Source organism: Bartonella propinqua, from assembly GCF_047263965.1.
Lineage (GTDB): Bacteria > Pseudomonadota > Alphaproteobacteria > Rhizobiales > Rhizobiaceae > Bartonella.
This window is the reverse complement of record NZ_JBLEBK010000008.1, coordinates 1-22,837: the sequence shown is the minus strand read 5'-3', so window position 1 is coordinate 22,837 and position 22,837 is coordinate 1. Positions and strand designations below refer to the sequence as shown.

14 protein-coding genes, 1 tRNA gene and 1 pseudogene are annotated in these 22,837 nt (G+C 34.9%); 10 read left to right on the top strand and 6 right to left on the bottom strand.

Translation table 11 applies throughout. The annotated features are described in order from the left end of the window. Positions 1 to 4 precede the first annotated feature (4 nt). From ACMFKV_RS05915 to hfq, 4 genes are all read right to left on the bottom strand, one after another. The gene (locus tag ACMFKV_RS05915) at positions 5 to 1,081 is read right to left on the bottom strand and encodes a COX15/CtaA family protein (protein WP_413154731.1); all 1,077 of its coding nucleotides are present in this window, start codon (positions 1,079 to 1,081) and stop codon (positions 5 to 7) included. Positions 1,082 to 1,253: 172 nt separating this feature from the next. Continuing rightward, a complete protein-coding gene (locus tag ACMFKV_RS05910) occupies positions 1,254 to 3,017 on the bottom strand; it encodes a hypothetical protein (protein WP_413154730.1) in 1,764 nt (587 codons plus the stop codon). A 144-nt stretch (positions 3,018 to 3,161) separates the two neighbouring features. Further along, positions 3,162 to 4,451, bottom strand: coding sequence for a GTPase HflX (hflX, locus tag ACMFKV_RS05905; protein ID WP_413154729.1), 1,290 nt, complete (start codon positions 4,449 to 4,451; stop codon positions 3,162 to 3,164). 109 nt (positions 4,452 to 4,560) lie between these two features. After that, complete coding sequence (hfq, locus tag ACMFKV_RS05900; protein WP_332060908.1) at positions 4,561 to 4,800, bottom strand: RNA chaperone Hfq; 240 nt, start codon at positions 4,798 to 4,800, stop codon at positions 4,561 to 4,563. Between the two features lie 684 nt (positions 4,801 to 5,484). On the opposite strand from hfq, the gene ACMFKV_RS05895 reads away from it, so the two are divergent. The 8 genes and pseudogenes from ACMFKV_RS05895 (at position 5,485) to mazG (ending at position 19,237) form a co-directional block, all read left to right on the top strand. Next, complete coding sequence (locus tag ACMFKV_RS05895; RefSeq protein ID WP_413154728.1) at positions 5,485 to 10,047, top strand: hypothetical protein; 4,563 nt, start codon at positions 5,485 to 5,487, stop codon at positions 10,045 to 10,047. A gap of 1,017 nt (positions 10,048 to 11,064) precedes the next feature. After that, on the top strand, positions 11,065 to 13,398 hold the full coding sequence (locus ACMFKV_RS05890) for an NADP-dependent malic enzyme (protein WP_413154727.1): 2,334 nt from the start codon (positions 11,065 to 11,067) through the stop codon (positions 13,396 to 13,398). Between the two features lie 188 nt (positions 13,399 to 13,586). Then, positions 13,587 to 13,862, top strand: a complete 276-nt coding sequence (locus ACMFKV_RS05885; RefSeq protein ID WP_332060905.1) for an acyl carrier protein — start codon at positions 13,587 to 13,589, stop codon at positions 13,860 to 13,862. A 20-nt stretch (positions 13,863 to 13,882) separates the two neighbouring features. Further along, complete coding sequence (locus ACMFKV_RS05880; RefSeq protein ID WP_413154726.1) at positions 13,883 to 15,058, top strand: beta-ketoacyl-ACP synthase; 1,176 nt, start codon at positions 13,883 to 13,885, stop codon at positions 15,056 to 15,058. Between the two features lie 14 nt (positions 15,059 to 15,072). Then, positions 15,073 to 16,347: a beta-ketoacyl-ACP synthase gene (locus ACMFKV_RS05875; protein WP_413154725.1), complete on the top strand. Its 1,275-nt coding sequence runs from the start codon at positions 15,073 to 15,075 to the stop codon at positions 16,345 to 16,347. A gap of 64 nt (positions 16,348 to 16,411) precedes the next feature. Next, positions 16,412 to 17,440, top strand: a complete 1,029-nt coding sequence (locus ACMFKV_RS05870) for a zinc-binding dehydrogenase (RefSeq protein WP_336288441.1) — start codon at positions 16,412 to 16,414, stop codon at positions 17,438 to 17,440. A 3-nt stretch (positions 17,441 to 17,443) separates the two neighbouring features. Then, the gene (locus tag ACMFKV_RS05865) at positions 17,444 to 18,376 is read left to right on the top strand and encodes a lipid A biosynthesis lauroyl acyltransferase (protein WP_413154724.1); all 933 of its coding nucleotides are present in this window, start codon (positions 17,444 to 17,446) and stop codon (positions 18,374 to 18,376) included. 38 nt (positions 18,377 to 18,414) lie between these two features. After that, positions 18,415 to 19,237: pseudogene (gene mazG, locus ACMFKV_RS05860) on the top strand (nucleoside triphosphate pyrophosphohydrolase). 76 nt (positions 19,238 to 19,313) lie between these two features. On the opposite strand, the gene ACMFKV_RS05855 reads toward mazG, so the two are convergent. Further along, entirely contained in the window at positions 19,314 to 19,691 is a 378-nt protein-coding gene (locus tag ACMFKV_RS05855) for an iron-sulfur cluster assembly accessory protein (RefSeq protein WP_336288442.1), read from the bottom strand. A 658-nt stretch (positions 19,692 to 20,349) separates the two neighbouring features. Between ACMFKV_RS05855 and ACMFKV_RS05850 the strand changes: the two genes are divergently transcribed. Beyond that, a tRNA-Pro gene (locus ACMFKV_RS05850) sits at positions 20,350 to 20,426 on the top strand. A 241-nt stretch (positions 20,427 to 20,667) separates the two neighbouring features. Here ACMFKV_RS05850 and ACMFKV_RS05845 read toward each other — a convergent pair. After that, positions 20,668 to 21,165 carry an Hsp20 family protein gene (locus tag ACMFKV_RS05845; protein ID WP_413154723.1) on the bottom strand — a complete coding sequence of 166 codons (498 nt, stop codon included), beginning with the start codon at positions 21,163 to 21,165 and terminating at the stop codon, positions 20,668 to 20,670. A 271-nt stretch (positions 21,166 to 21,436) separates the two neighbouring features. Between ACMFKV_RS05845 and ACMFKV_RS05840 the strand changes: the two genes are divergently transcribed. Continuing rightward, positions 21,437 to 22,354, top strand: coding sequence for a serine aminopeptidase domain-containing protein (locus ACMFKV_RS05840; protein ID WP_413154722.1), 918 nt, complete (start codon positions 21,437 to 21,439; stop codon positions 22,352 to 22,354). The last annotated feature ends 483 nt before the right edge of the window (positions 22,355 to 22,837 follow it).

Sequence of the window (22,837 nt, the reverse complement as noted above, 5' to 3'; positions counted from 1 at the left end):
ATTTTTATGTACTGACAGGATATGCTCCTTTTGTTGCGCGCCAATGTGCAACTGAAAAACATAATATCACTAATGCAACACTTTGATGAATGAGCCCCAAACTTATTGGAACTTCATTTAACAATGTAATAATCCCCAAAAGTGCCTGAATAACTATCATAATACATATCAAAAATGCACGACGAGAATGCGTTGAATGTGGAACATTCTTTTGTACATATAAAGCGTGAATAATAGCTACAATGAATAAAAAATAAGCAAAAAAACGGTGAATAAATTGAACAGTTAACGGATTTTCAAAAAAATTGAGCCAAATAGGATTATGATTCAGTAATCCATCGGGAATGATTTGATCATCCATAAGTGGCCACGTATTATAAACTTTACCTGCATGCAATCCCGCAACTAAAGCACCCAAATAAATCTCGACTAAAATAAGAGCAACAAGCCAACCAGCAAAATGTTGAATCACTTTATTTGTTGGCTTTTCTGAATATTCTATAAGTCCTCGAGACAAATAAGTAACAAAAATAATAACAAAACATGCTGTTATAAGATGAAATGCTAAACGATATTGGCTCACGCTTGTCAAATTGCTTTGACCAACGCCTGAAGCCACCATCCACCAACCAATCGCACCTTGAATAGCGATAAGAACTGGCACAATACTAATTGGAAGCAAAATATTTTTTTCAACACGCTTGTTTGCCCAAAACCAAATTAAACCAAACAATGCTACAAGACCAACAAGACGCCCAAGAACGCGATGACCCCACTCCCACCAAAAAATGACTTTAAATGCACTTAATGTCATATCGCGATTAAGGAGTTTATATTGCGCTATCTGCTGATACTTTGAAAATTCTTCCTGCCATTGCTCCATACCAATGGGTGGAATCATGCCATGAATTGGTTTCCATTCGGTTATCGATAACCCTGATCCCGTCAGGCGAGTAGCTCCTCCCACTAAAACAATTGCTAAGCACAGCAATAAAATAGAATCAAGCCACACTCGGATTTGTTTCCGATACTTTTTTTGCAATGGGACTAAAATAACATCATCCAATCTCTCTATTGCCATCTTCAATCACCCCACGCCTGTCTATCTCCATGCACAAACATTTTTTAAACTTTGAAATTAAATCTTAACGACTTTATTAAGTACTGCAATTTCAGCAAAAAACAAAGCATATCAGCTATAACATGCAATTAGCATTTTTATTTTGCAACATTTACAATGTAATTAGCAACATTTACGATGTAACTATATGATAAATAGTTTTTGGAAAGCTCTTGACCATTTGCATCATCCAATTTTGCTCACTAAGAGCAACACTACAAATGTAATAATCTGTTAACTCCGCAAACTGCTTAAATCCATATTTAGGCTCATTTGCTATTTCTAAAATGACAAAATCATAGTCTTTTTTAAATTCTTGTAATATATTAGGAATACTGTCCGAAAAATCTTGTACATAGGCAATATTTTTTAACCCTTGAGGAAGAATATCAACCCCTGTATCATAATCACGATAAACAACATCCTGCAGCTGCGCATTCCCCATTAAAATATCGCTCAACCCTCGGTGTGGACCAATCACCTTCTCTATTTCTTGACCAGAAATATCCACTAATAGAATTGTTTTTTGCTCTTTTGTGAGATGAAGAGACAATTTTGCTGCCGTCCGCGCAGATTCTGGTCCAATTATTGAAACCACTGTTGAGGTTCGCCATTTTAAAAAACTTGATAATCTTTCGATTGTAATAAACGTTTCAAGACCTTTTATTCCCTTAGATACCAAAGTTCCTTTACCACTTTCAAAACCGTTTTCCTCTGGTTGATTTTTTTTTGTTTGAAAATATTGCTGAAACAACAATAACCCTCCTAAGAGAATGACTAAGCTTGTAAATATACTAACAATAATATTTTTTCCGTAAAGAGTGATAAAAGAAATTGGCATGAGCGTTGCTGGAACAACTATCTGAATCTTTATATTCTGCAATGAAGAAGACTTGCTTATCACTTTGTTTTGCGCATCTACAATCGCTCTTATTTTATCTTCTAGCTCATTAAATATTTGACTCAAAGATTGAGATTGATCTCTTATAAAAAAGCTAATTTTTTCTCTTAGCTGTTTTTCAAAATCCCTTGCAATAACCTCATCTACATGAATTTGATCGGTAATCTGTAAAATTTTATTTTCCAATTGATGAGAAAGTGCCTCTGATTCCGCAATTATTGCTTTAATTTGAGGATGTGTCCAACCCAATTGTGCAACCATATGTGCTTTTTGGGTTTCTAAAAGGTTACGCTTAGATTCTAGTACAGCAATTGCTGAATTGCTTGCGATAAAGGATAAAGACAATAAAGATTGCCCATTTTCGCGCATCATCTTAATCGCTGAATTCAAACTTGTTAAATGAATACGCTTTAAAGTTGCTCCTGTTAACTGCATATAAAGATCATTAAGTTCAGTTTTTTTTGCGTCCTGATGAATGAAAGAGTCAACAGATGAGCGAAGTTCTTGCACTATATTTAATAGTGCAGCATTATCATATTGTTGATCAACTTGTGGCTCTATGAATAATAATTTTTGATTCTGTTTGAGAATTGCTTTTGAAAATATAGAAAACCAAGTTTTTAACCCCTGTTGAGCAGCTTCTATCGTTTCAGCTTCAAAAGCAAAGTTGATTAGATTGCCATTGCGGAATAAACGGATATTCTCACGAAAATTTTTCTTATCAAAACCCTCAAGAAAAAAGTTTTGTGAATTTGAATCATTTAAAATTACAGGCTGCAACAATAAAAGCGCAATGATATCGTTTTGCTGATCTATTGCCAACGGCTTTCCCGCAGAATCGGATAATGAAAATGTTAAGCTTGCTCGATAGCCCCGTGGTTGAGCAACATAATACAAAAAAATCAAAAATACACATAGCATTGCTAACAGCAAAACGATCAAAATGCTTCGCGGTACGATGCGCACCAACAGTTTTTTATCGCACTTAAAATTCATTTTTATTTTAACCAATAAAGTAATTTCATATTTTTTTATTAAGATAAAGTAGTAACTATCCTCTTAACTTAAATTTATATTATTATGAGATAAGCAAAATGTAAGAATTAAGAAAAATATTCCAACTACATCTTAAAAAGAGCTTTAATTCATATTTTGCTTGATATGATTTAATCGATTTTTTGCTTCAAAGGTTAGCACTGCTCTAATGGTCACAGAACCATCATCATGTCCTTCCTGAATTATTTCACTAGAATTTTCATAAAACCAATTAATAAGCGGCATTTCATGAGGTTTTAAAGTACATTCAATGCTTTGCACTTCTCCAAAAATTCGTTTTTCAATTTCCGTTAATAACTGCCCCACTCCCTCACCCGTAAGTGCTGATACCATTATAGCAGGATTTGACAATGTTTTTGCGCTTGTTTGCAAAACATTCAACGCGCGCTCATCCAACACATCGATTTTATTCCAAACTTCCATAATATGCTCTGTGTTATCAATATCAACACCAAGACTTGAAAGCACTTCTAAAACATCTTGGGCATGAGCACGATGATCAAGATCAGACATATCTCTTACATGAAGAATGAGATCAGCCTCAACAACTTCTTCAAGAGTTGCTCTAAAGGCTGCAATCAAATGCGTTGGTAAATTAGAAACAAAACCCACAGTGTCAGATAAAAGAATAGTTTTTCCATGAGGAAGAATAACTTTGCGCAAAGTTGGATCAAGCGTTGCAAACAACATATCCTTTGTCAAAACATCTGCACCACTTAAACAGTTAAAAAGAGTAGATTTTCCTGTATTGGTATACCCTACCAAAGCAACAACAGGGTAAGAATTTTTTTTCCTTTTAGCTCGATGAAGAGCACGTGTTTTAACAACTGTTGTCAATTCGCGACGAATACGAACAATTTTATCTTGTAAAATACGCTTATCCGCTTCAATCTGAGTTTCACCAGGACCGCCTAAAAAACCACGCCCCCCACGCTGCCTTTCTAAATGTGTCCAGCTACGAACAAGGCGGCTTTTTTGATAAGATAAATGCGCTAACTCAACTTGTAAAACCCCTTCCTTTGTTCGCGCACGATCTCCAAAAATTTCAAGGATCAAAGCCGTTCTATCAATAACTTTGCAGTTCCATAACTTTTCTAAATTACGTTGCTGTACAGGTGTTAAAAAGCAATCTACAATTGCAAGCTCAATATCATATTCACTTATGTAATGGGCAAGCGCATCTACCTTACCCGTCCCAAACAAAGTCGCAGGACGCTGCGTAGTGATATTAACCGTTTCATAATGAACAACATCTAACCTTATAGCACGTGCTAATCCTAACGCCTCTTTGACCCGAGAAGACAATGAACATTCACGTGAAATCTTATCACTTTTGCTTTCATGACAAATAGGTACCAAAACAACAGCACGCACTTGTTATACAACCTATAAAAATTCTCCAAATCTCTCTCATTTCTATCTATGATTTTAATTGACATAGCATTTTAAACGAGATAGGAAATTTGCAGTAAGGAGAGTTTATCTATTCGGAGTTTTCACCTTCAAACATTTGTATAGATTGTCCAGGCATAATCGTAGAGATGGCATGCTTATAAACTAATTGTACATGCCCATCACGGCGCAAAAGGACACAAAAATTATCAAATGACGTCACAATCCCTGTTAATTTAACACCATTCACAAGAAAAATTGTGAGAGAAATTTTTTGCTTGCGAAGCGTATTTAAAAATACATCTTGCAGGTGTTGTGATCGTTCTGCCATTATTTTTACACCTTTTTTCGAACTGCATAAAATATTCGTGCGCACATATCGACTGAAAAATATCCAATTGTCAACGTAATAGCATTAAAATTTAGCAAAATATTGCTTAATATTTAAAAAAAGCCACTATTTTAAAGAAATGGACACCACAGTTAGTGGGGCCCCATCAAATAAACATGACAGTTTTCTTTTCACAAAACTATTATTAAAATCTGGATTTTTATTTTATGCTCAAAACATTGATATATATGATATATCTTTGATTCAAGCAAAGTTATATGCATAAAAAAAGGAAAAATAACCAATTTTTCTCATTCAAAAATTATAAAGGAAAGATATCCAAAGCTTATGTGCCACTCCACCTTGCAAAACTTTTTAAATATTTTGCATAGCTATAATTTCCATAAAATTATCCTTGTATTTGAATATATCGGTTTATAATGTCATCTATAAGCTAAAATTGTAAACAGTATTTTATTTTAAGAATAATCCTTCACTGCATTGTTTTTAATGGTTTTTTTACTAATTTTAAATGAAAAACAAGAGTTGCGTTAACTTTATATTGATAAGTTTTCAAAATTTTGCCTTGAACATATTCCTTTCTAAATAATTAACGGCTAATATACAGGAATATCGGGAGGAAAACGTATCATCCTCTTTCCATGTGTAGAGTACGAGGCGAGTATGGCACGCAGAACCAAATTACAAGCATTTGAAGTTGAGGTTGAAGAAGCTTTAACAAAAGCTATGGATTGTGACTTTAATGACACGGTGGTTGAAACAATACTGTCAAATGATTCTGAAAATGTCGTTAATGTAGATGATTTGATACAAAAAATCACAATGGCGGAACAAGAAGCTTTTACTAAAAATGATACTTCAGTTCTTATCTCGGAAGCTCATGATAATGCCGTTATTGATGAATCAGTTGTTGAGCAACTTTTTGCAAACAAATCTGCGCATGAACTTTCAGGTGGTACTGTACATAATACGTTATTGTCTACGCAACTTCACCCTGATAATGATGATATAACAAACTCTTTAAATTTTGAATTACTAAAACAAAAATCTGTTTCTCGGATTTATTGGAGCACAACAGCGCTTAGCGCTCTATGGACAGCAGGAGGTGCTTTTATCGCCCATAAGCTAGCACCTGCTGGGTTCAACTCTTTATCCGATATCACCACCTTTTTGACATCTCCAACTGGACTAGCTGTAGCAGCGGGAACAGTAATTCCTATCCTTATGTCATGGGGATTTGCTCAATTAACAAAACGTTCAAATGAATTGCGTAATATTGCTGTTCTTATGACAAGTGCTGCTCAACGCCTTAGTGAACCGCAACATATATCTGAAAAACAAGCAGTTGCTATAGGACAAACTATTCGTGAAGAAGTCGCAGCAATGAACGAAGGAATTGAACGCACCCTTGGACGTGCTGTTGAACTTGAAGCAATTATACAAGGTGAAGTTCATAACTTGGAACAAGCCTACGCTGAAAATGAATCGCGCATTCATACATTAATCAAAGAATTGAGCAATGAACGCGTAGCTATTCTAAATCATGCCGACCGCGTACAATCAACAATTAAAGGAACACAAGAAAAACTAAGTGATGAATTTGGTTTGGTTACATCTAAAATTGTAACCAATGTTGAAAAGCTTGCGCAAACCCTCTCTCAGACTTTACAAAAACAGGGAGAAGACCTTGTCGCAAAACTTTCCCATACAGGTGATGGTGTGACAAATCAGCTTTTTGAAAAGTTTAATGAAACCACAACACAGATTCAGCAAAAAAATATAAATTTTTTCAATGAATTAGGAAAAAACTTTGATGGTTTCTCAGAACGTTTTGATAACAATGAAAAGCAGATAGAGAAAACCTTTAATGAAGCAGCTGCTAAAGCTGAAATTCATATAGCCAAAATTGCAACGCATATACAAGCTGCAACAGAACAGACTCTACACAGTGTGGACGAAAAATTTAAAACATTGGACGCAACTATTATTGATCGCAATAATCAATCTTTGCAGAGTTTTGATAAAAAAATTATGCAACTCGATGAGCAATCGCATAAACTCTCTTCTAAATTTGATAACGTAACTTCAGAAGCAATTGAGGCTTTTGAAAATCGTTTAGCAACCGTTGATCTTTCTCTTAAAAAACATGGCGATTCCATAATCGAATCTTTCATTGCTCGCAGCCAAGTCTTAGAAAGTAATGCTGAAAAGCTTGGTGACTTCTTGGAAGCTCATACTTTGCGCATTAATACAAATCTCAAAGAAAAAACGGCTGATATCGCCGATGTATTCACAATTGGACACGACAATATTCTTTCTGCAGTCCAAAAAAGCAAAGAAATGCTGAAAGAAGAAATTAAAAATGTCGATAATGCAATCATTGATATCGTACAAGAACGCTCTCAAGATCTAAAATTACAACTTTCTGATCAACGCGATATGATGGCAAATATGCTTGATAAAGGAAAAGATCAAATCGCTGATACATTTAAAAATCATATTGATGTCTTGGCTCAAAATACTTTAAATATTGAAAAAGTTTTGAGTGATAATGCTCAACTCGTTGATCAGCATGCTGAAAAGCACGTTACAAATGTAGTGCAATGCACAGAAAAGCTACAAGAAGTTATTACACAAAGCTGTAATACAACTAAAGATGCGTTAGAAGCACAAGCTAGAAATATTGATATACGTGCTGATGCACTGCGTGATTCTTTGGCTATTAACAGTTTCTCTCTTAACCAAGTTCTTGCAGATCAAGCACGTACACTCGAACAACGTATGGAAACGATCCATAACCTTATTGAAAAGAGTGATATCCATGTTGATGCTGCATTAAAGCAACAGATGAACTTTGTTGAAAATGCAATTATTACCAATAACAAAAGTATTACTGAAACCGTTCAAGGGCATCTTAAAAGTCTTGAGGGGCATACTGAATTTTTAAAGAATACTCTTGCTCAATCCAACGGTACATTCTTTGAATCTCTTCAACTACACATGGGATCGTTTGACGAAAATTTAGAAATTCGTGCACGTAAAATTTTTGAATGCGCGGCTACACTCGAAGAAACGTTGTCTGAAAAGCTTGGTCGAGTATGTGAAACTATCGAGATACAAACCTCTGCCCTTGAAGAACGCTCTGATACATTACAAAAATCTATTACCTTTAACAACGAACAAAGCCAAGCAATTCAAAAAGCTCTGGAAACAAACGTCAATAATATACGTGTAACATTAGAAGATTCTGTTAATACAGTCACAGGCAGCTTACATGATAAAATTGTAAAAGCCTCCGATGTTCTTTCTTCTACGGGTGAACAAATAATTTCATCTGTTGCGAATGTTGCCGTAAAAGCAGAAAATATTCTTTCAGAATCTGGCAATCGTATTGTATCAAACGTTAAACAAACAATTCATGATACCAGTGAAAAAGTTCTTTCTGTTTTGTCTGAGCAGACAGCTCACACTGTAGAGGCATTTACAACAGCAAGTCATAATGCACAAATATTGCTGAATGAAACAATTCATACTTCAGCAATAACAATTGAACAAGTACTCAACGAGCGCTGCAATGTTCTTCATCATTCTATGCAAAATCTTCAAAGTAAACTAGGAGATCAACTTTCTAATGTAAGTAATTGTTTGGAAGAAGCAGAAAATCAGACAGCTACTCAAATTTCCAAGCATGTTGGGACGCTAACAGAATTGACAAATTACTTAAATCAAGCTGCACAGAACACAACTGAATCAATTGGTCATTTAACACAGCATGTCAGTGAACAACTTTCTCTTTCAACACAAGATGCCGAACAAAGAATTTACGCACAAAGTGAATCTTTAGTGAACACTTTAACAAAAACCAATTCTGAAACCATTCAAACCGTAACGGCTATGAAAGAGGATCTTATCAGTAACGTTGCATCCATTCTTGAACAATTGAATCAATCGATTTATAATATTCATGAGAATAGTAATGTTTTGATATCAGCAGTTCAAAATATTGATGGTCGGTTTAATGAAACTGCAAATAGTTTCTTCCACAAAACTAACAAAGTAGCGGAGCATTTGTCAGCTTCAGGTCAAGCACTCAATAACAATGTGGATATTTTGCAAGGCCTCTCACAAAATACATTTGATAAAATTAGCCATATAACAAATGATTTTGGAAAACATGCTAAGACACTTTCTGATACCATTCACGTTCTTGAGCAATCCGAAAATGCACTCAGCATAACGCTTGAGGAAAAACACAATGCTCTCTCTGCGTTAAGTAATGCTCTTGTGTCAAAGTCTGATGAAATCAACCGATTAATTAAACATTATGAAAATGTTCTTAGTGTAGCATTTGAACGCACCGATGAAAATGCGCGTAATTCCACGCATTCATTCCAACAATCGCTTAATCAGCTTATTAATGAAGCTTCAACACGTTTTTCAGGTGCAGCAGAAAATATACGCCGCTCAGCAGATGAAATCCGCTCAGAAATTTCAAAAATTAGTGACGATATTAATGAAAGCGTTCAAAATCTGCCAGAAAAAACAAAAGAAACAACGCAAACAATTCGCTATGCTTTGAATGAACAAATCACCGCATTAAAAGATTTGACAAATGTTATACAAAAAAGTGATCAAAACAATGTGAAAGATCAACTAACATCTGCAAATCTTACATCGTCAATGCCTAATAAGGGTGATAATGTCTCCTCTGACATCATAAAGAAAATAGTACCACCTAAACCTGTCTTTCAACAAGATCAAAACAAAAAAAGACAGAATAAATGGGTATCAAACCTCTTAGAAAGAGTTTCTCGTGAAGAAGCATTATATGAAAAAACGACTGATGATCCTGCTTTAGCACCAGTACAAACAAAGTCTCGTCTTACGAATGGCTCTCTTCATTCATTAGCGACAGGTATAGTGCAAGCTATCAATCACAATGCTATTGTTGAGTTATGGGATCATTATCGACGTGGACAAACTAATATCGTAACAGAACATCTTTATACTTTGAATGGGAAAACGATATTTCAAATGATTAAGAAAAAATACATGAATGATATAGATTTTAGACGCTCAGTTAATCAATATATTGTAGATTTTGAAAAACTGTTACGCAATATATCTCGAAGTTCTGGTGATTCTCGCTCAGTTCGAAAATATCTCATATCAGATACTGGGAAAGTCTATACTATGCTTGCCCATGCAAGCGGACGCATTCAATAAGAGAATGAAAAGTGGAAAAAGGTGTCTTTTTTCACTTTTTCCTTTTTTTATAGTATTTATAATTATTTATGAGATAAAATTATAGCATAGTACATTAAAAGTTATGTGGAGATGCATATTAGGCTTTTTATGATATTCTAATAATCACCATATTTAAAATGGTCACTCAAATGCTAAAAAGCTAGATCATCTTGATTATTGAGAAGATATTATCGTTTAAATTTGTTAGGTTTGGGATGTTGATGACAAAAAGTATTACACTGTCAAATTCAGTTTATATTTAATACACATAATCCCTTCTCTGCCTGCTCTCACTCATCTCGCCCACTTTTTTATATATGAAATATTTATAAAGATATCCTCCATATATAAAATGCTCAACAACAATTTCAGTTAAATTTTTATTTGCGGAAATATTTATTAAATTGACCTACATACCTGCCCTACCCACTTCATTAGTGTCTAATTTTATTTTGCAAGCATATTTAAATTTAATACAACCCTAACCATAAAGACGCTGTCTTTACTTTTATTCAATAATAAACAACAATACTTTTACTATCAACTTGCCAGCCTTTTTTAAAAAGTATACGAATATTTAGAAAGCAATAAACGTTATTTTGTAAACTATATTCATTTAATGAAAATTTAAATAAAGTATATACTTGTCAAAATTAGGTTTAATGAATAATCAACTCTTTTTAGTTCTTTTCATATCCTGCTTTGTGAGCATTGCAAAAAAATAACGGCTTGATAAGGTGATCGTCAGTAATGTTTTACTAACTTTTGAAGTGACTTCTGCTAGTTTATGTGAAGGAAAAAAATAAGTGCCAATGTTGATGAAACTGCTAATTAACGCAAACGAAAAGAAACATAAAACTGATTTAGTGATCTAAAAAAATTTTCTTTTGACTCTGTATATTTGTATTCAGAAAAGTCAAAACCTATGGGTAGATGAGAGCTCATCGTCAATGGAAGTACAGTCTATAAACGTATATTAACTTGGATATCGCAAAAATGTCTACAAAACAAAGTAATAACTTCGGTTCACAAAAAACTGAACGTGACAATGCAGCACTCTTTTATCACAAATATCCCAAACCTGGAAAATTAGAAATTCAAGCAACAACACCTCTCGATAACCAACGTGATTTAGCTCTTGCTTACTCCCCAGGTGTTGCAGCACCATGTATTGCAATTCATGAAGATCCCACTCTTGCTGCTCAATATACTTCCCGTTCTAATTTAGTTGCTGTTATATCCAATGGAACGGCTGTCCTTGGATTGGGGAATATTGGTCCACTTGCTTCAAAGCCAGTCATGGAAGGAAAAGCTGTTTTATTTAAAAAATTTGCGAATATCGATGTTTTTGATATTGAAATTGATGCACAAAATATTGAACATGTAGTGGAAACTATATCTGCTTTAGAGCCTACATTTGGTGGCATTAATCTTGAAGACATTAAAGCTCCTGAATGTTTCGAAATTGAAGAAAAACTTCGTGCTAAAATGAACATTCCAGTTTTTCATGATGATCAACATGGAACTGCGATTATTGTTTCTGCAGCAGTATTAAATGCATTAAATCTTGCTGGGAAAAAAATTGAAAACGCAAAAATAGTTGCTTCAGGCGCAGGTGCTGCAGCTCTGGCTTGTATTAATCTTTTAGTGAGCCTTGGCGCAAAAATTGAAAATATTTGGCTTAGTGACTTAGAGGGGGTCGTCTATGAAGGACGCAAAGTACTTATGGATCGCTGGAAAGTCAAATATGCACAAAAAACTGATGCGCGGACTTTATCCGAAATTATTGATAATGCAGATATTTTTTTAGGTGTTTCAGCAGGTGGTGTTTTAAAGCCTGAATATCTCAAAAAAATGGCTCCCAATCCATTAATTTTAGCGCTGGCTAATCCAATACCAGAAATTATGCCCGAAGAAGCACGCTCTGTGCGACCAGATGCTATGATCTGTACAGGGCGTTCTGATTACCCTAATCAAGTTAATAATGTTCTTTGTTTTCCCTATATCTTCCGTGGCGCATTAGATGTAGGCGCTACTGCTATCAATGAAGAAATGAAAATAGCAGCAGTTTATGCTATCTCAGCCCTTGCTCGTGAAGAATCTTCAGATATTGCAGCACGTGCATATTCAAAAACTCCCTCCAATTTTGGAGCAGACTATCTTATCCCTTCTCCCTTTGATCCACGCTTGATACTACGCATCGCCCCTGCGGTTGCTAAAGCTGCAATGGAAACTGGCGTTGCAATTCGGCCGATTGAAAATATGGAAGCTTATCATGACATTCTTAATCGATTTGTATTCCGTTCTGGCTTAACGATGAAACCCGTTTTTGCAGCAGCAAAAACAGCAAAACGTAAACGTGTAATCTATGCCGACGGTGAAGATGAACGCGTACTTCGTGCAGCACAAGTTGTTCTTGAAGAACAAACTGCAATTCCTCTTCTCATTGGTCGCCCACATGTTGTAGAGAAAAGATTAAAACGCTTCGGTTTAAAAATTCGCCCTAACGTAGATTTCGAACTTACAAATCCAGAAAATGATCCGCGTTTTCGTGATTATGTTAATTTATTTCTTCATTATGCAGGAAGACGTGGTGTTTCGCCCGAAGTTGCAAAAACAACCGTGAGAACATCAACAACAGCTATTGCTGCTCTTGCAGTAATGCGTGGAGAAGCTGATGCAATGATCTGCGGTTTAGAAGGACGTTTTGAGCAAAATCTTGAATTGGTTGAACAAATTATTGGACTTGATCCAAATGTTAGTCATTTTTCTTCTGTTAGTTTGCTTATCTCTTCACATCGTACTCTTTTTTTAACAGATACTTACGTCAATGAAAATCCTTCTGCAGAAGAAATAGCAGAAATGACAATACTGGCAGCTCAAGAAATTGAAGCATTTGGCATAACACCAAAAGCAGCATTATTATCACATTCAAATTTTGGCTCAAAAAATACAGAAAGTGCATGTAAAATGCGTCGCGCTACCGAAATTCTTGCCAAATTATATCCAAATTTAGACGCCGATGGAGAAATGCACGGAGATGCTGCGCTTTCTGAGATTTTTCGTAATCGTGTTTTTCCTGCTTCGCGTCTTAAAGGAGAAGCCAATTTGCTTGTTTTTCCAACACTTGATGCAGCTAATATTGCACTCAATCTTATTAAAAGTCTAACTAATGCGCTTCATGTCGGTCCTATCTTAATTGGAGCTGCACATCCTGTACATATATTAACACCTTCAGTAACCTCGCGGGGAGTGGTTAATATGACAGCTCTTGCAGTACTTGCTGCGAATAGAAAAAGATTCAGTAATAAAGCAAATGAAAGTAAGTGAAATAACAATAAAATTTCAAAATTTTTTAAATTTTGAAATGAGGTATTTCATATACAATGAACGCTTTTACCATATCGAAAGGTAGCTATATTCTAGATTAAGTCTTTTTTTTAAAGAAAAAAAAGGCTAGAAGAATAGAATTAGATGTATTCTAAATTTATTTTAACTTCATAATAAGGAATCATACATTGTCCTCTACGTTCGATAAAGTTGCTGATATTATCGCAGAAATTAGTGAAATTGATCGCAACATGATCACATCTGAAAGCCATACAATTAATGATTTAGGGATCGATAGTCTTGATTTTCTTGATATTGTTTTTGCTATTGATAAAGCCTTTGGGATTAAAATTCCATTAGAACAGTGGACACAAGAGATCAATGAAGGAGCAGTTGCAACTGAAGAATATTTTGTTCTTAAAAACCTTTGCACAAAAATTGATGAACTCGTTGCTTTAAAATAAGCTGTTTAGTTTCTTTTATCATGCGTAATCAAGCTGTATTTATCACTGGAATAGGACTCATAACCTCTTTGGGCGAAGGGGTTGATTGTCATTGGGACATTTTAAATGATCCTACGGTCATCCCAAACCTTGATGATACAACTTTTTCTCCCTACACTGTCCATAAATTACCTGAAGTTGACTGGAGTTTACAAATTCCAAAACGAAGCGATCTGAGACAAATGGGAACTTGGCAACGTCTTGGTGTCTACGCAGCAGGCCTTGCTCTTGACGATGCTGGTATAAAAAATAATGAACAGCTAACATCGACAATGGATATGATTGTTGCAGCAGGTGGCGGAGAACGTGATATTGTTGTTGATACGCAAATTCTCTCCCATGCACGCACAGCCACTGATAATGCTTCCATGCTAAACTCTGCTCTTTCGACTGAACTGCGCCCTACTTTATTTTTAGCACAACTTTCAAATCTTTTGGCTGGCAATATTTCCATTGTTCATAAAGTAACAGGATCTTCTCGTACTTTCATGGGAGAAGAAGGCAGTGGACTTTCTGCTATTCAAGTTGCTGCAGCTCGTATTCGATCAGGGCAGAGTACACATGCATTGGTAGGAAGTTCCTATAATGCACAAAGCTATGATATGTTATTGGCACATGAACTTGGAGGTCTCTTAACACGCAATGGATGGACGCCAGTATGGGATCGTAAAAACTGTCTTGGTGGTGGTGTCATAACTGGTTCTGGTGGAATATTTTTAGTGCTTGAAAGTGAAGAACATGCAAGAAAACGTAATGCACGTGTTTATGCTGAAGTTAACCAAATCATCACGGATCAAACAGATAGAACAAAAATGCCACTTAAAAAATCAATTGCAATAATGCTGGATGCAATAAAGGCTCAATCTTCTTTAACCATTTCAGCTGCCTCAGGTTTTCATAGCGTAACAGAAGCAGAACAAAGCGCTCTTGATGATGCTGGTATATTTTACCGTGGTATTACAACATTATTTGGTTATATGCGGGAGGCGCAGTTTCCTTTAGCACTCGCACTTTCTGCTATTGCTGTTGAAAAAAAACATAGCTTTCCAGCATTAAGCACTCATGAAAAGCCTTTTTCTAAAGAAGTGCGTGAAGCATTTGTTACTACCATTGGTATAAAAAGAGCTGAGGGTATGGTGCGTTTAACTGCTACTTAAGGGGAACTTTTACCGTGAAATATAACGATCATCTTGGACGTCCACTTGTAGCAATAACTGGAGCAGGAATTGTAACCTCACTGGGGCAAGGAAAACGTGAAAATTGGCAAAAATTAACAAGCGGTATAAGTGGAATCCATACAATAACACGCTTTCCTGTTGAGGGTTTAAATACACGTATTGCTGGAACAATTGACTTTCTTAAAGAAAGTACACTTGGTGCTTCAGCGCTCTCTGAAAAACTTGCTAATCTAGCAGCAAAGGAAGCTTTAGAACAAGCTGCTCTTGATAAAACCAATTTTAATGGATCACTGTTTTTAGCAGCTCCTCCTGTAGAGCTTGAGTGGGAAGCACGCTTTGCTCTTGCTCAAGAAGGAATGTGCAATAATAAACCTTCTTATGAAAACCTTCTTGAAGTTTGTAGTCATAAACACCATGAGGCACTTTTTGAAACCACACAATTTGGCGCTATTGCAGAGAAACTTCAAAAACAATTTAAAACAAAGGGACTTCCTGTTACCCTTTCAACTGCTTGTGCATCTGGCGCAACAGCAATTCAGTTAGGTATTGAATCTATTCGACGAGAAGAGACAAATCGTGCGCTCACAATTGCTACAGACGGCTCCGTTTCAGCAGAATCCCTTATCCGCTTTTCGTTATTATCAGCTCTTTCAACTCAAAATGATCCTGCAGAAAAAGCAGCAAAACCATTTAGCCGTGACCGAGATGGTTTTGTCATGGCAGAAGGATCAGGTGCTCTTGTCCTTGAATCCCTTGAAAGCGCATTAAGCCGTAACGCAACAATTTTAGGAATTTTAGCTGGTTGCGGAGAAACAGCAGATGATTTTCATCGTACACGTTCAAAGCCTGATGCATCACCAGCAATTGAATCAGTGCGCAAAGCCTTAAATGATGCCCAAATAACTGCCAGTGAAATTGATTATATTAACGCACACGGAACCTCAACGCCTGAAAATGAAAAAATGGAATACCTCGCATTATCAACAGTCTTCGGCGACATTTTAGAACGTATTCCAGTCTCTTCAAATAAATCAATGATTGGGCACACACTAACCGCCGCAGGTGCCATAGAAGCCGTCTTTTCGCTTTTAACCATTCAATCGGGAATAATTCCTCCTACAATTAATTACGATCATCCTGATCCTTCTATCCCTTTAGATGTTGTTCCCAACCATAGCCGCAAAGCCTGTGTCAATGCAGTTTTGTCAAATTCATTTGGATTTGGCGGTCAAAATACTAGTCTTGTTATCACGGCATACAAAAGGTAATCTTTTTAATAATCAAACTTCGTAACATCTAATTTGACAGCATATATATTTAAGGGGAATGATAATGCGTGCACTGCAACTACTCGATGAGCGCCAACTTGAAATTACCGATATTGCTCCCCCTCCACCACCTAGTCCTCATGAAGTAACAGTGCGTATAAAAGCTGTTGCTCTTAATCATATTGATGTATGGGGATGGCGTGGTATGGCCTTTGCTAAAAGAAAAATGCCGCTCATAATTGGTGCAGAAGCTTCCGGTGAAATTGCTCAATTAGGAAGTGGTGTTGATAATTTAAAACTTGGACAGATTGTTTCAATTTATGGTGCAAAAACCTGCGGATTATGCCAAGCTTGTCATGAAGGACGTGACAATCTTTGCAATCATGTAAAGGGTGTCTACGGTTTTCATTTAGATGGCTTTGCATGTGAATTTGTTAATTTACCAGCGCGTCTATTGGTTCCAGCTCCTCCAGAATGTAATGAACTACAAGCAGCTATTGCTCCCATTACTTTTGGCACTGTAGAGCATATGCTTTTTGATAATGCAAAATTAAAAATGGGAGAAACAATCCTCATACAAGCAGGCGGTTCTGGTATTGGCTCAGCAGCCATTCAACTTGCAAAACACATGCAATGTACAGTTATTACCACTGTAGGCTCAGACGAAAAAATTGCAAAAGCACAATCTCTTGGAGCAGATCATGTAATTAATTACAAAAAAGATCGTTTTGAAGGTGTTGTCCGCAAATTAACCCAAAAAAAAGGTGTTGACGTTGTTTTTGAACATGTAGGTGCAGATACATGGAACGGTTCTATTTTGTGTATGAAACGAGGAGCGCGCTTAGTAACTTGTGGTTCTACTTCTGGTGTTTCAGCATCTATGAATTTAATGCAGCTATTCCAGCAGCAACTTAAGATATTCGGTTCATTTGGCTGTCGTATGGAAAATATGCAAAACGTTATGCAAAAAATGGCACAAAAAATTGTGCATCCTGTCATTGATACAATTGTTAAATTTGATGAAATTGATACAGCATTAAAACGAATGGAAAGTCGTGATGTTTTTGGTAAAATTATTCTCGAAATTAATTAAATCATGATAAATTTTTTTATTAAAAATTTTATGTATCGTATTAAAATTATAGCTAAAAATTCATTTTATTGGTTGTGGGGACATCTTCTAATTGGTTCTTTATTTATCCTAAAATATTTCCCTGCAAACATTGGGTTTTCTTTTTTTTCTTGGTTAGCAAAAACATTTGGTCCCCTTACACGTCGTCACCAAATCGCGCTTACTAATCTTAGAGCTGCTTATCCAGAAAAAACAGAGCAAGAACTCCATGCAATTGCAATAGAAATGTGGGAAAACATAGGACAGTTCTTAGCTGAATATGTTTTTCTTGATAAGATTTTTGATTTTGATCCTTATGCTGATCAACCAGGTCTTATTGAAGTTACTGGTGCAGAAATATTCCAACGATTAAAAAATGAAAAAAAACCGCATATTTTTTTCACAGCTCATACTGGCAATTTTGAACTTCTTCCTATATGCGCACAAAGTTTTGATCTTAATGTTACGGTTTTATTTAGACCACCCAATAATCCCTATATTGCAAAACGAGTTCTTAAAGCTCGACAAACTTCTATGGGGCACCTTATCCCATCCAAGGCTGGTGCAGCTTGGGCATTAGCAGCAAAGTTAGCAAAAGGTGAAAATGTTGGCATGCTTGTTGATCAAAAATTTCGCCGAGGTATTTTAGGAACATTTTTTAACAGACCACTAAAAACCAATCCCTTAATTATAAAACTTGCTCGACAATATAATTGTGATATTTATCCAGCGCGCTGTATCCGTCTTCCTAAAGGACGGCACCGTTTAGAGTTATACGAACGTATAACACTTCCGCTTGATGAAAAAAATGAGATTGATATAGCTGCTTCTACGCAAAAATTAAATGATATTGTTGAAAGTTGGGTACGTGAATATCCTAGTCAATGGATGTGGCTACACAGACGTTGGGATAGCTAATATATCCACATCATTTTCTATTTACAAAAGAGGTATAAGTGTTAGCATCAAAAAATATAAATGATCTTATTGCCATTGTTGCAGCATTAAGAAATCGTAATAATGGCTGTGTTTGGAATATAAAGCAAACATTTGAATCCATCATACCCTATACTCTTGAAGAAACTTACGAAGTCATCGATGCCATTAAGCGAAGAAACCGAATGGATCTTTGCGATGAACTTGGTGATCTTCTTTTGCAAGTGGTTTACCACGCTACGCTTGCAGAAGAAGAAGGAAGTTTTTCCTTTGGAGATGTTGTTTACGCAATTACTGCAAAAATGATTCGTCGCCATCCTCACGTTTTTGGAACCCCAGAGCAAAAAAAACGTGGTTTTGTGGAAGGTGAATGGGAACGTATCAAGGAAATAGAAAAGACTGAGCAAAAAACAAGAAACGAAGAAGCAAGCTTAGCGACTGATTCTGCAAAAAACATTTTTGCAAAAGCCAAACAGATCCAACCCACAGATCAAGAAGCAACCGCTTTACAAAAAGCAGCTGCAAAAGCGAATTTTGATTGGCATGAAAGTTATAAAGTTTTTGTAAAACTTGAAAAAGAACTCCATCAATTCAAAGATGCAATCAAAGAGGACAAAACATCAGATATAGAAGCAAAATTCTGCGATCTTTATTTTTCCTTACTTAATCTCGCACACCACCTGAACATTGATTCACAAAAAGCATTAAAACAGGCAAATACAAAATCTCAAAATCGTTTTACCTATATTGAAAAAAGGCTATCTACACAATCTAACAATACTATCTGATGCGTCCTTAAATAAAATAAAGATCCTTTGGGATAAGGTTAAAAATAAAAAATAAGAAAAAACATTAAGAGAATCATTCATTTCAAAAGATTAAGAAGATACTCAGTTAACTAAATGCAATTTCACTAAGGTCAATGAGTTTCATATATTTCATTTAACTGATTTTGCGAAGCAGGACGAAGTTCTACCGATTCACCACACCCACATGCTGAAAGTTGATTAGGATTTTTGAATACAAAACCAGAACGAAGTGTTGTCACTTCATAATCCACCTGCGTTCCTAATAAAAATAATACTGCATCGCGTGCTATAAAAACACGAGCGCCGTTAATTTCAACAACATCTGCATCCAGAATTTCTTCCATTACAAGAGCAATTGTATACTCCATCCCCGCGCAGCCACCTTTTTTGATACCAATAAGAATGCCACACGCGCCTTTTGTGTCCATAATAGCTTTAACACGATCTACCGCGGCTTCTGTCAAATTTATTACCGAAAAACGGCTCATTTCTTACTCTTTTCTTACTAAATCAGCATTTTAAATGGTTTTCTGTACAATATTTATTATCTGGTATATTAAAAGCAGAACAACAAGGCATAAATTGAAATACGTTGAATCCTTTTTATAAGATAAAAAACGCATATACCACAAGTTTTATTGATGATGGTATATTTATCCAGATATCTATTTTTACTATTTTTGTGGTATCTGTGATAATGCAAAACACTTCTTCACACTTCTTCTACAGAATTTTAAAGAAAGAAAAGATCATTCAATGTTACATATTCGTTACGACATGAGTCAAATCATTGATCCTTTTGAAAAATTTCTTGTAATAAAATAACAAACAAAAGCATTAAAAAGATATTATTTAACTATTATTAAGGTGACAAAAAAAATAAACTCATCTAGAAGAGCACCCTCCCTTTATTTCTTCACAATTTGCATAAAATAATTAAATGTATATGTATAATATTTATAAAATCAAATATAATCAAAATCTTAAAATTTTAGTTGCTTATCTCAAATTATCAAAAAAATATTAAAATATAAAGTTTTTTTATTTTTATAAGCTTTCCAAAAATAGAAAGAGCATTTTAGATTTTAGCCTGTTTATTTTTCTCTTGCCTTTCAAGAAGCAGTCGTTTAGTCGTTTTGTACAGCTCGGAGCGTAGCGCAGCTTGGTAGCGCACTTGACTGGGGGTCAAGGGGTCGTGGGTTCAAATCCCGCCGCTCCGACCATTTTACTTTAAATGATATATCAAAAAATGGAAAATGTGCAATTTTTTGACTTAAATATTATTTCACTATGCTCACATAAAATTTCGAAAGTCTATTTAGTGTGTAATGAAAAAAGATAATAATATCATTATTATAAAATCGATATAGATAGCTTTTATTTCAATAATCTTCCTTCTTGATAAAATTATAAAAAACGCGAGACCTTTGTCTCGCGCTATTTCACTTTCTAAAAAATCTATAATTATTTAATTTTTTCAGCTTCTAAATTTGTTTTATATATATTTTGATTATTGCCATTTTTTACAGAAGATGGCGATACTTGCACAGCTATTTTTCGTGGTTTAAGCTCAGCTGGCATTTCCCTTTTAAGCTGAATATGAAGAAGACCATCGCCAAGTTCTGCCCCAATAACCTTTACGTGATCGGCCAAATGAAAACGGCGCTCAAAAGCACGCGAGGCAATGCCTCGGTAAAGAAATTCTCGTTCTTCATCATTATTTTCGGATGTTCTCTCACCCTTAATAGTCAGTTGGTTACAATGCATTTCGATATCGATTTCATTTTGCGAAAAACCAGCAACCGCCATAGAAATCCTATAAGAATCTTCGGTCAAACGTTCAATATTATAAGGCGGATAAGAAGAAACATCATCTGGTTGTGTTCTCGAATCAAACCAGTTTAAAAGGTGATCAAAACCTACTGTTGAACGATAAAATGGTGAAAAATCTACTTGACGCATAATAATGCCCTCCTTTAGAGCGACTATAATTGATTCACACAGTTTCCGAACGGCAAACTCGCTCGTGAACCAGTGGTCCCATCATGGCGACCACACCGTTTATTTAGTAATCACTCTTTTCTATTTCAACTTTTTTGCGTTTTAATTCGTAAAAACAAACAAAAGCAATATAACCATTTTTTAACTCTTTATTATCATGATCTTAATGAAACTTCTTTCTTTACCTCACCTTGCACTAAATTACCTCAATACACTATAAAAAGGACACCAATTGAAAACACCTCTTTATCCTACAAATTACGGTTCACCTCTTCCCAATATTCGTAATAGTTATCTTAAAATAGCTACTGATCGTGAAATTCGTTTTGCGACAATACATCCTGAAATGAAAAAAAACAAAGGAACAGTCGTTATTCTTGAAAACTACACAAATGCTATAGAAGAATATTTTTTAATAATGGATAAAATATCTAAACGCGGTTTTTATACGGCAATATTTGATTGGTTTGGTCGAGAAAAATTACAATCTAATACAATAAAACAGAATCGACATCATAATTTTGATATAAATAATGATATTAATGATTTAAATGAATTTCTTAAAAATGTCGTTTATCCTGATTGCCCACCACCTTACTATATGCTCACTTACGGTACGGGTGGTTTGATAGCACTTAGCGGACTGGATATCATCAATCATCAATTTAATAAAATGCTCTGCGTTTCTCCTCCTTTTGCTCCATTCGGCAATAAAACAAATGGCTTTCAGCATAAATTAACACAACTTCTTTCCGATATAGGTCTTGGATTTTTACCAGCTAGAGGTAGGAAAAAATTAAAACAAAAAAATATGCAATTTGAGTGCAAGAATAACACAGCTTTACCTTCAGCTCTTTCCATCCCTCCTCCCACATCCCGATGGATGGCATCAGTACTCAATGCAATTGATGTCATGAAAAAAAATATACTTAGTGGATATTTAAAAATCCCAACATTATTTATTCTTGCCAATCAAAACAACATTGCAGACAACATTGAGGTGCGGCAACTATGTCAACGTACACATCTAACAGAGAGTATTACAATTACGGGCGCAGAACTCGATACAATTATGCACAAAGAAGATTACAGAAAACAATTTGAAGCTGCATTTGATGCCTTTATTCTTAATGACATGTCTATCACGTAACATCTTTTAAAAAATTTGTAATTTAATTATAATTATAAAAAACTTTAAATTATCTCACTGACCAATAAAAATACACATATAATCATTTTTTTATAGCAACTTTTATGTACGTAAATTTTATTTTCGATAAAATTTGTTCCACGTTATCAAAAATTTAAGAATAAATTACTTTTAAATTAGAAAAGCTTGTTATTTATAATATAATATTACTTAAATACTGTAAAAATTAATATTATAAATTGTCATTAAAAATAAATTACAAATAATATTTAAAATTTATCTAAAGTTTAAAACTATATTTTATTATTAATAAAAAAATTATATTGTAAAAAATGATAATTATTATTTATTTAAGAAAAATAAAACATTTCTGAAACAAATTCACTGTGCTTACAGTGCGCACTTATAAAAGCACACAAAAAAACAGAGAGCTGTAAAATTTCATCCTGCTATACAATTTTTCAAAAAAAGCAAATTAATACC